This window comes from Aquimarina sp. TRL1, from assembly GCF_013365535.1.
Classification (GTDB): domain Bacteria; phylum Bacteroidota; class Bacteroidia; order Flavobacteriales; family Flavobacteriaceae; genus Aquimarina; species Aquimarina hainanensis.
In genome coordinates this window covers 3976998-3990873 of the sequence record NZ_CP053590.1, presented here as the reverse complement: position 1 = coordinate 3990873, position 13876 = coordinate 3976998, and the positions used below count along the sequence as shown (strand labels likewise).

Here is a 13876-nt window from a genome sequence, read left to right as displayed (position 1 = left end):
CACCCCCCTATTCCGAGCTTCTTTTTTTTAATTGTATCTCGTTGGTTGGTCAAAAACCATGATATCATATAACTCTCTCGTCATTTTATCAAACATTGCAGTAAATTCTTCATTCTCGTTTTGAAAAGAGCATTTAGTATTCTTTTTACAAAGGCGCTTCTCTCTTCCTTCCCGAGAATTCTTTTCTATTTTTAGCAAGCCTCCATCTAAATTACTAAAAAACGGAAAGACAACTGATATTTCATTAATATTATCACATCTTTTTATGATATCAAATCGTAACTCATTTGAGTCTGATACTGCTATAAAAGCAATCATAAGTAACACATATAGTTTCATATCGATCCTTTTTATGGGTATTACCCTATTAAAAGATAGCCGATATTTAATTTGTGCTCGAAAACACCATTGAGCAAAAAAATTATCCTAGATCTAAATTCCTCAAAGGTTCGTACAAATCATATATCAAAACTTCCTCGCGATTTTTAATTCCTAATAAATTCATTAACAAAGCTGGTTTCTCGTTTTTCTCATAAAAAGTTCTTTCTGAGAAAGTGTTTTTTTTTGGGTACATCATATTAATTTGTTTATTTCTATGTCGAATAAAAAAAGAAAACACCCCTATAGGTGGATTTCTTTTTTTAATATTTATCTTATTTTTAAGCTATAATTCCTAATAAATAAATCAAAATAAGAAAATCATGTCTGCTTAGGATTTTATACATATGTCTGAAAGTTTTCTCAATCTGACTTTGTATAGAATCATCTTTTACGGAAAATTGTGTAAACATTTCCAGGTACGATATATTTTCTTTATTTTTTTCAAAAAAGAACTCTCTTATATTTGGAGAAAGCTTACAAGCAAAATATTGAAGTAAGGTACCTAAATATTCATTGTCCAACCGAGTCGTCACATAGGTCTCTAAATCATAGATTAGAAATTCGTTTTTGATTCTCTCTTTGAATTGCATAATCATCATTTGCTCCTGATGATTATTTTTTCCTAAGATTGATTTAGACAAAACATAATTTATACTATACATAAAGCAACATCTTTAATAGTTCTTTTACTTTATGTCGTAAGAAAACAGTCCCTCCCCTATTCTGGGATTAAAAAATTTTAAGTAGAACTAATAATGCGAAGAAATCATGAGTTTTGAGAAGGCTTCTCATTTCTTTTAAAGCTTTTCCCATTTGGTTTTCGACTGTTTTTATCGATACTCCTTGTTCTTCTGCTATTTCTCTGTATGTCAGACCGGATTTTCTACTTAAAAGAAACACTTCTCTGGTTTTGGGTGGGAGTTTAGAAGCAAAAAACAATAGTAGCGGTTCAATATCCTGTTCATCCATATCTGCAGTTTCTACAGTTCCAAAATCAGAAAAAGAATCAACTGCTACTTCTTTTTGAGTAGTTTGTTTCCGTAAATAATCAATACATTTAAATTTTGTACTTCTCAGGAGAAAGCGCTCTGGTTTATCTATAGTAGTAACCTTATCATTTTCCCATAATTGTATAAACAACCCTTGCACAATATCTTCTGCAATATCATTGTTATTGACAATTTTAGTCGCATAATTACATAAGGGACTATAATACTCCTGAAATAAATCTTTGATTGACAATTGGAATTTTTTTGGGTCTATTCACGCTGTAAAGATAAATTTTTTAGAATTATATTTTTCAAATCATCTTTATTTAACGGTTTATTTATGATATCATTCATTCCGATTTCAAAGCATTCTTCCTGAACCTCACCTAATTCCGAGGCTGTTAACGCTATGATAGGAATGCTGGTATTAAACTCCCGAATCTGCTTGGTAGCTTCTACACCATCCATATATGGCATATTCAGATCCATTAAAACAAGGTCAAAATCGTATTCTTCGACCATACGTTTTGCATTAAATCCATTCTCTACAATAACACATTCATATCCTATAATTTTTAACAGGTTTTGAGTAACAATCTGGTTTATTTTATTGTCTTCTGCTACTAGGATTTTTTTCCTTTCCACTTCTCTGGATACCTCTATGTTATCTGGTTCTTCTTTTTCTGCTACTATTTTCAATTCTATATCGAAGAAAAATTTCGTTCCTTTTCCTTCACAACTTTCCAGATGAATATCACTATTCATTGTTTTGAGCAAGTTTTTTACAATGGAAAGTCCTAAACCAGTTCCCTCTGATGTATTGGTCTTGCTATGTATTTGAGAAAACTTTTCAAACACATATTCTTTCTTATCTTCAGGTATTCCTACCCCATTATCCTCTACCTCAAACTTTAAAACCGCATGGGTATCTGTTACTGACTGAGTATTAATTCGCAACCATATTTTTCCGTCATCTGTAAACTTAGAAGCATTTCCTATTAAATTAACCAGTATCTCCGACAGGCGAAGAGAGTCTACCATTAATGATTTAGGGATATCTTCTGATACTTCTAAGACTAATTCATTGTTTTTACTTTTTGCCTGATATTCGAATGAGTTTAATAAATTTCTGGACAGCTTTAAAATATTGGTTGGTGTTTCTGTCAGTTTTATTTTCTTAGACTCTATTTTACTAATCTGGAGCACATTATTTACCAGGTTTAATAAGTAGTCTCCTGAAAATTTTAAAGAATCTAATAATTTTCGGTGTTTTCCTAATACCCGATTATCTTCGAGTAAGAGTGATGTAATTCCTACCACTCCATACAAGGGAGTTCTCAATTCGTGGCTCACCGTAGAAATAAACTGAGATTTCATCAGGGTCAACTTTTCTGCTTCTTTTTTAGCTTCTATTAACTCCTGATTTTTTTCTTTGAGCACTTCACTTAATTTCTTTTCAGAACGATACACTTTATTAAAAAAGAATACTGCTCCCAGCAATGAAATTAACCCCACAACAGAAATGACATTAATACTTCTATTATTTCGCGCTACACTTGCCTGATAGTTTTTTTCTTTTTTAGCAGATTCTAACTCCCTTTCATATTCGGCTACACTAAAACTAACTTTGGCTATTTCTATTTGTTTTAGTTGTTCTTTATTGTACAATCTATCCTTGAAATGCTCATATGTCTTTAGATCATAGTAGGCATTTTTATAATCTCCTTGATTAAAATACAGCTCCGAGCGTGCTTTATAAACATCTGATAACTCTATCAGCATATCATTTTTTCGAGCCATTTCTATGGCTTCGTTAAAACATTTTTTGGCGATAGCTAGCTTTTTTTTGCTCATGTAATATCTTCCAAAAAGATATTTTACATTACAGAACATACTATCATCCCCAATTAACTTTAAAAGCTTATCTGCTTCTAGCAGGTATGCATACGCTTTATCAAATTCTTTTCTATCTATATATGTCCAGGCTAGGTTGATTAATGGAGTAGCATACTGATAACTATCGTCTACTGATCGACCTATTTCTCTGGCTCTATTATAGAATTTTAACGACTCTTCGAGGTTATTATAGCCATCAGAGTATACATTCCCAAGACCATTAAGATTCCATAAAATCAATGTAGAATCTTTAGCTAGCTCTGCATACCTCAGTGCTTTTCTATAATTTTTTTCGGAACTTTTGAAATCTACCAGTACCTCATAATTGGTCCCTAAGAGGAAATAGGCTCTACTTTTGTAATAATCACTATTAATTTCATATGCATAATTTGTTGCTTTTATTGCATAATCAATTGATTCTTTTATACGGTATTCTTCAATAAGTATATGTGATCTTTCTATGAGTTTTTGCAAGCTATCATTAACTACATGGGTAGGCTTTTTTTGGGCAACAGCAGCAAAAAATGAGTAAAACACCAAATATGTCACCATTAATATCCTTCTCAAATTTCGTTTCATTTTATTTCAGTATTTTCCTCTATTTTTTCCCTTAATTCATTTAGTGTTGTGAGTTTTTTAGATTAAATATTGCCCTTAGTTGTTTAAGTTACTAAAAAATATTTTTAAAAAACATTGTTTTCCACATTAATTAATAACTTTTTTTTATTCGTGTTTATTGTCTTTTTTTTCGCGTAACTATATATATTCCAATTATTACAATACCAGATCCGATCATTTGTACAGATGAAAGCTGCTCCCCTAGCAGAAAATAAGCTAATACAATGGTAGAAGCCGGTCCTAAACTCGCTATAATAGAAAAATTAGATGCTCCTAATCTGGCAATAGCCGCCGAAACCAAATACGAAGGGGCTAAAGTAGAAAAAATTGCCATAATTCCTCCTATTAAATACACTTCTGTTGGATAAACTGTCAAATCTTCTCTATCAAACAACAAATACTGTACTAGTACACATATCGAAGAAACAATCATCACATACGAAGTAAATGTTACAACCCCAAACTTAGGGATAAGCCATCCGCTTCCTACCAGATAAGATGCATATGTTAATGCGCTTAGAAATATTAAAAATGCCCCTAGTTCTAAGTGTGAAGAGTTGGCTCCCACCTCCTCCCAGAATGTTATTGTGACTCCCACATAAGTTATCCCTATAGCGATCAACTGCCTATTACTTATTTTCTTCTTAAAAAAGAACCGAGAAATCAGAAGAACCAGCGTCGGATAGATAAAAAGAATAATTCGTTCTAAACCTGCCTTTATATATTGTAATCCCAAAAAATCAAAGTAACTAGCTAAATAGTATCCAATTACTCCAAAAAACAAAACCCAGCCATAGTCTGATTGTGTTACTTTTTCTGGATGTTTCAGACGACTCCATATACCGATAACAATATAGAACGGTAATGAGAAGATCATTCTAAACAATAATAAATGTTCTGAAGAAATCTGATATTCATACGCCATTTTTACAAGCACTGCTTTTGCCGAGAAAAGAATAACTCCCAAAATAGCGAATACGATTCCTGTATATGTGCTACTATTTGTTTTCATAAAACCAAAATAACTTCTTTGAAATAACATAGGAACTACGAAATAAATATGAATTACGATTCCCAATAAAAAAAGCCTTTTGAATTATCAAAAGGCTCTCTTTCTATTTTTTTATATTTTAATTTTAGACATTAAATAAGAAATGCATCACATCTCCATCTCCAACGACATATGCTTTCCCTTCTACACCTAATTTTCCTGCTTCTTTTACTTTCGCTTCACTTCCATACGAAACAAAGTCTTCATATTTTATCACCTCGGCTCTAATAAAACCTTTCTCAAAATCTGTGTGAATAACTCCGGCTGCCTGAGGGGCAGTTGCGCCAATAGGAATTGTCCAGGCTCTTACCTCTTTTACTCCTGCGGTAAAATACGTCTGTTGATTTAATAGCTTATATGCTGCCCTAATTAATACAGAAGCTCCTGGTTCCTCTAATCCCATATCTTGTAAGAATAACTGTCTTTCTTCATAATCTTCCAATTCTGTAATATCTGCTTCTGTAGCCACAGCCAAAATAATGACTTCTGCATTTTCTGATGCTACTACTTCTTTTACTTTATCCACATATGCATTTCCTTTAGTAGCAGCTCCTTCGTCTACATTACATACATATAACACAGGCTTATCTGTAATAAACTGTAATGGTTTTACATATGCTAAATGATCATCTTCAGATACCTCTATTGCCCTAACAGAGACTCCTGATTCCAAACCTTCTTTCAGCTTTAATAAAACAGCTTCTTCTTTTTGGGCTTCTTTATTTCCTGTTTTTGCTGCTCTTTTTACCTTATCCAGTTTTTTATCAACTGTTTCTAAATCTTTAAGTTGCAACTCAATATCAATAGTTTCTTTATCTCTTATCGGATCTACAGACCCATCCACATGAACTATATTATCATTCTCAAAACATCTCAAAACATGAATAATAGCATCCGTCTCGCGAATATTTCCCAGAAATTGATTTCCTAACCCTTCTCCTTTACTAGCTCCCTTTACCAATCCTGCGATATCAACAATTTCTACAGTAGCAGGGATTACTTTTTCCGGATTTACTAAATCTTCTAATTTTTCTAATCGAGGATCCGGAACGTTTACCACTCCTATGTTAGGTTCTATAGTACAAAAAGGAAAATTAGCACTTTGGGCTTTTGCATTCGATAAACAATTAAACAAAGTAGATTTTCCTACATTGGGTAACCCTACAATTCCTGCTTTCATAGTTGTATTAAATTATTTGTAATCTAAAAATAAGATATAACGTATTCTATTTTTTTAAAGAGAGCAAAGATAAGAGTATTCCTCTATAGAAAACAATATTAATTTTCTGAATACAACACATCTTTAGTGCTTTCATAATCTTTATCCTGTTTTCATTCTAAAACCAATCAAATTATTGATGTAAAAACATAATTGAATTACGGAAAAACCGCTAATGTTTTAACATTAAAAATTATTTTTAATCAATAAACTTAACCGTTTATTAGCAATTCCTCATATTTTTATGTTAATAAACAATAGTTTTTAAATATATTTAGCGTCAAATTAATTTAAATATTCTTTTATGAAAAAATTCACAATCATCCTTTTTGGCTTAATAACCAGTGTTTGTTTAGCCCAACAGACCGTCACAGGTACCATTACGGATTCTAATGGTTCTCCCTTACCTGGAGTTAATATTATAGAAAAAGGGACAAATAACGGAGCTTCTTCTGATTTTAATGGAAAATATTCCATTGATGTCGATGCAGGTGCTACTTTGGTATTCAGTTATGTTGGTTTTACCACAAAAGAAGTTGCCGTAGGTAGTCAAACTGTAATTGATGTAACACTTGCTAGTGGAGATGAATTAGAAGAAGTATTATTGGTTGGTTCCAGAGCCTTACCCAGAAGTAATACAACATCCTCTCTTCCTATTGATGTTTTACCGGCTAAAGAACTTTCTTCTACTGGTCAAATCACATTCGATAAAGCACTGCAATACAAAATTCCATCATTTAACACCGTACAAACGCCTGTTAATGATGCTACCTCCTTATTAGATCCATATGAAATCCGAAATATGGGACCTAGTAGAACTTTAATTCTGATTAACGGAAAACGAAAAAATCTAAGTGCGCTATTATATACACAAACATCTCCTGGTAGAGGTGAAACTGGAGCTGATATCTCGGCGATTCCAACTGATGCGATCAAACGAGTAGAAATTTTACGTGACGGAGCATCTGCTCAATATGGATCTGATGCAATTGCTGGGGTAATGAATATTATCCTGAAAGATGATGTGAATCAAGGTTCTGCAACCTTACGTACAGGAATTACTTCTGAAGGAGATGGAGAATCTATCGCTTTTAGTCTTAATAACGGAAGTACTATAGGAGATGATAAAGGATATATTAATTATACTATAGACCTGTCCAAAGTAAACCTGGCAAATCGTCCGGGTACTGTTGATGCAGCAGGAGAAGCTGCCGATTTCGAAGCAGACATAGCAGATGTAGAAGCCTTTCTAAGGTTACATCCTGATGCTGGAAATATCAATGGTTCTCCAGAAACTGCAGCTTCTAAGTTTCTGGTAAATGGAGCATACAATGTAAATGAAGACTCTGAATTATATTTTAATGCTGCCTATGTTTATAAAAAGGTAAATAGTTTTGCTAACTACAGAACTCCATACTGGAGAACCGAAAGTGACTTCCCATACTTAGCTGACTTTTTTCCGAATGGACCAAATGGTGAATATATCGGGTATCTTCCTACTTTTGAAGGGGACTTAAATGATTATAACGGTACGATAGGTTTCAAAACTAAGAAAAACGGATGGAACTACGATATCAGTTATACTACAGGAGGAAACTCACAAGACTATTCCGTAAACAACTCTCATAACAGAAGTGATGTAAGAAACCCAGATACATATCTTGGAGATATAAATAATAATGGAACTGTAGATCTTACACCATACGATCTTAATAATGATGGTACCGTAGATCCTAATGAAGGAGTTGAACTATTACAAGGAGATTTTAAGTATAGAGAAAACAGTCCTATTTCATTTGATCCGGGTGGTACAAAATTTAGACATAGTGTCGGAAATATCGATATTGCCAAGTTATTATCAGAACAAGTTAGTATTGGTTTTGGTGCGGAGTTTAGAACAGAAACATTCGAGATCATTGAAGGTGATTTAGCTTCATATGACGGAGGAGGTGCAGATTCTTTTGCTGGAAACCGTCCTGAAAACTCTGGAAAATTCAATCGCTATAACTTTGGAGGATATTTCGATATCTCTGCTGATATTACAAAAGATTTCCTTGTTAACGGAACCATTCGTTTAGAAGACTATAGCGATTTTGGAGAAGCATTTGTCTGGAAATTGAGTACCCGATACAAGTTCCTTGATGACAAATTAACGATAAGAGCCTCTGCATCAACTGGTTTCAGAGCCCCTACATTACATCAAATTTACACCCAAAAAGCACAATTTAGTTTTGTTCCTGGACAGGGAATACAGGTAGGTGGATTAATCAATAATGTATCCCCTCAGGCTAGATTACTGGCAATTCCAAAATTAGACGCAGAAAAGTCAACCAATATTACGGTAGGTTTTGGAGCAAAATTAAACAGAAATATCAATTTTACATTTGACTACTATAACATTCAGGTAAAAGACCGAATTGTATTAAGTACAGAAATTACTGGAACAGAAGCTGGAAATACTCCACTGGATCAGGTATTACAGGACAACAACCTATCTGATGTAAGTTTCTTTGTTAATGCATTAGACACTAGAACTTCTGGTATAGATGTAGTAGCCAGCTATAGAAACATTGAAGTAGGTTCCGGAACTCTTGGTTTTAGTCTTTCTGGTAACTATACTATTGAAAACGAAAGAGACGGAGATGTAAAAAACCCTACCTTAATAGCCAATGCAGGACAATCTGTTGTAAATGATACCCAGGAAGCCTTATTCTTTACCTCCAGACCAATAACAAAATGGATCCTGGGGACTAATTATAAAGTAGGTCAGTTTGGTTTCTCTTTAAACAACACATACTTCGGTAAAACGACGTTCAGACAGCAAGGGATGAGCAATGACCTAAAAACCGAATTTATCCCTAAAATTGTAACAGATCTAGGAGTGAATTATAATGCTACAGATAACCTTACATTTAACCTTAATATAAATAATATTCTGAATGTACTGCCTGAATGGGAATTTAAAGCAAGAAATGCTGCCGGAGAAGCGATCCTGAATGACCCTGCACAGGTTAAAAATCAATCAAACCTGATTACCTTTAACCAGCGATATTCTCAAATGACATATGATGGATACCACTTTAGTCAATTAGGGACGTTATTCAATCTGTCGATGAATTATAAGTTTTAAAAAACGTGAATTATATAACAAAAAAAACCTGCTTTGTGCAGGTTTTTTTATTTTATCTCGTTGCATCGTATATCCTGAACCTAATTCCTATACGGGCATAATAATCAAAAAATTTACTTTCTACATCTACCAGGTTATCTACGAAATCATTTGTGATCCCTGCTTCTGCCATCACATCTACCATTTCTCCAATTCCCCAACTTGCTCCTACTCCATAAACACCACTAATGATAATTTGTTCATATTGATCCGATTCTAATTTCTGATCTCCAATTTCAAAACCGGTATTTACTCTAAAAGAAGGTCCTACATTAGCAAAGACTCTGAACTCTTCTCCTCCTATAAAATACCGAAACTTAGGACTGAACCCTACCTGTAGTGCTTGAAACTGATCTCCATAGGCAACTCCTAATCCAGTATTACTCTCGGTTATTTTACTATTTCGCTGTAATAATTCAAAAGAAAATACAATACTGGATCTGGCTCTGTTATCCAACATATATCCATAGCCGGCATTTAAATAAAAACCATTACTAAAAACAGTCTCTACATTCTGATGATCCATTTTGGATCGGAGTAAACCTCCTGTTACTTCCCATCGATACTGTCCGTAAGAAGCCATTGAGGAAATAATTAGTACTAGTAAAAGTGCTATTCTTTTCATAAATAAAAATAATTACATCTGTTGTATTCGGTTAAATAATGTACAACACTGCGAAAATACTAAAAAATTAAGGGCATAAAAAAACCTGTCTATACAGACAGGTCTTCTTTATTAACACGTGTTATATATTACAATTTGTGCATGAACGCTTGTTTCTGTAATAAAAAATCTTCTGTTTCTTCAATATCCTCATCAGGCACGCAACAATCCACTGGGCATACAGCTGCACATTGTGGTTCTTCATGAAACCCTTTACATTCAGTACATTTATCCGGAACGATATAATATACTTCGTCACTTATTGGTTCTTGTGATTCATCAGAGTTTACTTCTTTTCCTCCCGGAAGTACTACATCTCCTTCCAGTTCGGTACCATCGGAATATCTCCAATCGTCGGCACCTTCATAAATAGCGGTATTTGGGCACTCAGGCTCACATGCTCCGCAATTTATGCATTCATCCGTAATAATAATTGCCATAGCTTTTTTTTCTTCTAAATTTGTACTACAAAATTAAGTCCTAAACTAGTTATAAACAAATTAGAAATGATTTTATCTGAGCGAATTGCTGCTTTTTCTAAGTTGAGTAAATTTTTAAATCAATTCATCCATCCCGATTATACAAGGGATGAAAGCGTTTTATTAAACCATAATTTTTTTGATAAAATGACCGAACTTATCCATGCGGCTAGCCATCATAATGGCTGGTTTACCCCTGATAATGTCATTTTTTCACTATCCCAATGGAGCAAAGCGCTTCAAAAAGAACAACTTACCAACTGGATTTCAGCATACAAACTCGAGGAAAAACCACCCAAAAAGATTGGACTTATATTAGCTGGAAATATTCCACTTGTCGGTTTTCATGATTTTTTATCTGTTTTGATCTCAGGAAATGATGCTATTATCAAACTCTCTTCTGATGACACCAAACTATTACCTTTTCTCGCTTCTTACTTAATCGCAGTGGAACCCAGATTCAAAGAAAAAATCAGTTTCACAGAAGAAAAACTACAATCTTTTGACGCTATTATTGCTACTGGTAGTAATAACACTGCCCGATATTTCGAACATTATTTTAATAAAGTTCCCAACATCATCAGAAAAAACAGAAATTCTGTTGCTATACTTACCGGAAAAGAAACTCCTGAACAATTAAATGCCTTAGGAGAAGATATTTTCCGCTATTTCGGTCTAGGTTGTAGGAGTGTTTCAAAATTATTTGTTCCCGAAGGATATGACTTTGATACTTTTTTCAAAGCTACTTTCCAGTATAATGATATAATAAACGGTGCAAAATATGCGAATAACTATGATTATAATAAAGCGGTGTACTTAATGAGCAATTATACCTTATTAGAGAATGGTTTCCTAATGCTCAAAGAAGATAGTAGTTACTCCTCTCCTATCGCAACCTTGTTTTATGAGAAGTATAAATCCTTAGAAGAGCTAGATAAAAAACTAACAGCAGATCAAGATAAAATCCAATGCATTGTAAGTGCCGATCTAGACAAAAAACACATTGCTTTTGGGCAAACTCAATCTCCCCAGCTTGATGATTATGCTGATGGGGTGGATGTTATTGAATTTTTGATAAAAATTCAGTAAATAATTTATTATTTTCACAGCTGTTTTGTACCTAATAATTAGCACCTTTGTAGAGGTTCTTTTAATAACGTAGAACCGTAAAGGGAAAATGTGAAATCAATTAATTAACAACAATAAAAACTACTGATGAAAAAGCACAATTTTAGCGCTGGACCTTGTATCTTACCACAAGATGTATTTAAAGAAGCTTCTCAAGCCATATTAGATTTTAATAATTCCGGCCTTTCCATTTTAGAGATATCGCATCGTAGCAAAGATTTTGTTGATGTTATGGAGGAAGCCAGAAGCTTAGCATTAGAGCTTTTAGGGCTAGAAGGTAAAGGATATAAAGCGCTATTTCTTCAGGGGGGAGCCAGTACACAGTTCTTAATGACCGCTCAGAACCTACTCAGTAAAAAAGCGGGATATATCAATACCGGAACTTGGAGTAGTAAAGCGATCAAAGAAGCAAAGTTATTTGGTGAAGTAGTAGAAGTTGCTTCTTCTAAAGATGCTAATTTTAACTACATCCCAAAAGGTTATGACATTCCAACAGATTTGGATTACCTACACCTAACCAGTAATAACACTATTTTTGGAACTCAAATAAAAGAGTTCCCTACAACCAATGTTCCTTTGGTCTGTGATATGAGTAGTGATATTTTTTCCAGACAATTAGATTTTTCCAAGTTTAGTTTAATTTATGCTGGAGCACAAAAAAATATGGGACCGGCGGGAGCAACATTGGTGATTATAAAAGAAGATATCCTCGGGCAGATAGAAAGAGAAATCCCTTCTATGCTGGACTATCAGATTCATATAAGTAAAGGCAGTATGTTTAATACACCTCCTGTATTCGCCGTATACACTTCTATGCTTACATTGAGATGGGTAAAGAAAATGGGAGGAATTGCTGCTGTAGAAGAACTCAATGAGAAAAAGGCTAAACTGATATATTCTGAAATAGATGTCAACCCATTATTCCAAGGATTTGCTGCTATAGAAGATCGCTCTGATATGAATGCCACTTTTAAACTTGTTGACGGAGACCTAAAAGAAGCCTTTGATTCTATGTGGAATGAAGCAGGAATTAATGGTCTAAACGGTCACAGAAGTGTGGGAGGCTATCGAGCAAGTATATACAACGCATTAAGTTTAGACAGTGTAGCCGTACTGGTAGACGTAATGGGGGATTTAGAAAGAAAAGCATAAACATTTTAATTTTTTTAAGAATCTATAATGAAAGTATTAGCTAATGACGGGGTTTCTAAAAGCGGAGTTCAAGCGCTGGAAAATGCCGGTTTTGAAGTAATTACTACCAATGTAGCACAAGATCAGTTGGTAGATTATATTAATCAAAATGAAATTACAGTATTATTGGTACGCAGTGCTACCAAAGTGCGAACAGATATTATTGATAACTGCCCTTCTCTGAGAGTTATTGGTCGTGGAGGAGTAGGAATGGATAATATTGATGTAGCCTACGCCAGAGAAAAAGGATTGAGTGTTATCAATACCCCTGCAGCTTCTTCGGGATCAGTTGCAGAATTGGTATTTGCACATTTGTATAGTGGGGTTCGTTTTTTACACGACTCTAACAGAAATATGCCACTGGAAGGCGACAGTAAATTCAAAGTATTAAAGAAAGCATATGCTGCCGGAACTGAATTACGAGGAAAAACCCTAGGAATTATAGGAATTGGAAGAATCGGACAAGCAACTGCTAAAATTGCTTTAGGAGTTGGAATGAAAGTGATCGCTTATGATCCTTTTATTGAAGAGGTTAGCATTCCTTTAGAGTTTTATGATGGACAAAAGGTAACCTTTGACATAAAAACTATTTCCAAAGAAGAAGTACTTAAAAATTCAGATTTTATTACCCTGCACGTACCTGCTCAGAAAGAGTATGTAATCGGTAAAGGAGAAATCGAACTTATGAAAAATGAAGCAGGAATTATCAATGCTTCACGGGGAGGAGTTATTGACGAGGTTGCTCTTGTCGATGCACTTGACAAAGGAAAACTAGGTTTTTCTGGCTTAGATGTATTTGAAAATGAACCAACTCCTGCAATAAAAGTATTAATGAACTCGAAAATATCTCTTACTCCTCATATCGGTGCTGCTACCGGAGAAGCACAAGATCGAATCGGGAAAGAGCTTGCAGAACAAATTATCGATATTTTAAAGTAATTTTTTAATATCATATTTATTTTATAAAACATCGTTTTTTCTGATCAGAAAAAACGATGTTTTCTTTTTAGAATAAAAAATATACAATCTCTATAAAAAATTAAAAGAAGCTACAAGTCAAAAACATTAATAAAAAAGCCTTAAAAAAGCTC

12 protein-coding genes are annotated in these 13876 nt (G+C 33.8%); 4 read left to right on the top strand and 8 right to left on the bottom strand.

The genetic code is table 11. From position 1 onward, the window contains the following. Positions 1 to 27 precede the first annotated feature (27 nt). The 6 genes from HN014_RS16345 to ychF form a co-directional block, all read right to left on the bottom strand. Entirely contained in the window at positions 28 to 339 is a 312-nt protein-coding gene (locus tag HN014_RS16345; protein ID WP_176029921.1) for a hypothetical protein, read from the bottom strand. Between the two features lie 320 nt (positions 340 to 659). Next, a complete protein-coding gene (locus HN014_RS16340) occupies positions 660 to 1043 on the bottom strand; it encodes a hypothetical protein (RefSeq protein ID WP_176029920.1) in 384 nt (127 codons plus the stop codon). A gap of 67 nt (positions 1044 to 1110) precedes the next feature. Beyond that, positions 1111 to 1623, bottom strand: coding sequence for an RNA polymerase sigma-70 factor (locus tag HN014_RS16335; protein ID WP_176029919.1), 513 nt, complete (start codon positions 1621 to 1623; stop codon positions 1111 to 1113). A 17-nt stretch (positions 1624 to 1640) separates the two neighbouring features. Further along, positions 1641 to 3845, bottom strand: coding sequence for an ATP-binding protein (locus HN014_RS16330; RefSeq protein WP_176029918.1), 2205 nt, complete (start codon positions 3843 to 3845; stop codon positions 1641 to 1643). A gap of 154 nt (positions 3846 to 3999) precedes the next feature. Then, the gene (locus tag HN014_RS16325) at positions 4000 to 4896 is read right to left on the bottom strand and encodes a DMT family transporter (RefSeq protein ID WP_176029917.1); all 897 of its coding nucleotides are present in this window, start codon (positions 4894 to 4896) and stop codon (positions 4000 to 4002) included. A 124-nt stretch (positions 4897 to 5020) separates the two neighbouring features. Then, positions 5021 to 6115, bottom strand: a complete 1095-nt coding sequence (gene ychF / locus HN014_RS16320) for a redox-regulated ATPase YchF (RefSeq protein ID WP_176029916.1) — start codon at positions 6113 to 6115, stop codon at positions 5021 to 5023. 343 nt (positions 6116 to 6458) lie between these two features. Between ychF and HN014_RS16315 the strand changes: the two genes are divergently transcribed. Continuing rightward, on the top strand, positions 6459 to 9284 hold the full coding sequence (locus HN014_RS16315; RefSeq protein ID WP_176029915.1) for a TonB-dependent receptor: 2826 nt from the start codon (positions 6459 to 6461) through the stop codon (positions 9282 to 9284). Positions 9285 to 9336: 52 nt separating this feature from the next. Here the strand turns inward: HN014_RS16315 and HN014_RS16310 are convergent, their stop codons facing one another. Together HN014_RS16310 and HN014_RS16305 are read right to left on the bottom strand one after the other, a co-directional pair. Continuing rightward, complete coding sequence (locus HN014_RS16310) at positions 9337 to 9948, bottom strand: outer membrane beta-barrel protein (RefSeq protein ID WP_176029914.1); 612 nt, start codon at positions 9946 to 9948, stop codon at positions 9337 to 9339. Positions 9949 to 10076: 128 nt separating this feature from the next. Beyond that, positions 10077 to 10427, bottom strand: coding sequence for a 4Fe-4S dicluster domain-containing protein (locus tag HN014_RS16305; RefSeq protein WP_176029913.1), 351 nt, complete (start codon positions 10425 to 10427; stop codon positions 10077 to 10079). A gap of 66 nt (positions 10428 to 10493) precedes the next feature. Between HN014_RS16305 and HN014_RS16300 the strand changes: the two genes are divergently transcribed. The 3 genes from HN014_RS16300 (at position 10494) to HN014_RS16290 (ending at position 13724) form a co-directional block, all read left to right on the top strand. Then, positions 10494 to 11555 (top strand): acyl-CoA reductase, encoded by a 1062-nt coding sequence (locus HN014_RS16300; RefSeq protein ID WP_176029912.1) that lies wholly within the window; start codon positions 10494 to 10496, stop codon positions 11553 to 11555. A 126-nt stretch (positions 11556 to 11681) separates the two neighbouring features. Further along, positions 11682 to 12746 carry a 3-phosphoserine/phosphohydroxythreonine transaminase gene (serC, locus tag HN014_RS16295; protein WP_176029911.1) on the top strand — a complete coding sequence of 355 codons (1065 nt, stop codon included), beginning with the start codon at positions 11682 to 11684 and terminating at the stop codon, positions 12744 to 12746. 27 nt (positions 12747 to 12773) lie between these two features. Continuing rightward, the gene (locus HN014_RS16290; protein ID WP_176029910.1) at positions 12774 to 13724 is read left to right on the top strand and encodes a D-2-hydroxyacid dehydrogenase; all 951 of its coding nucleotides are present in this window, start codon (positions 12774 to 12776) and stop codon (positions 13722 to 13724) included. Positions 13725 to 13876 lie beyond the last annotated feature (152 nt).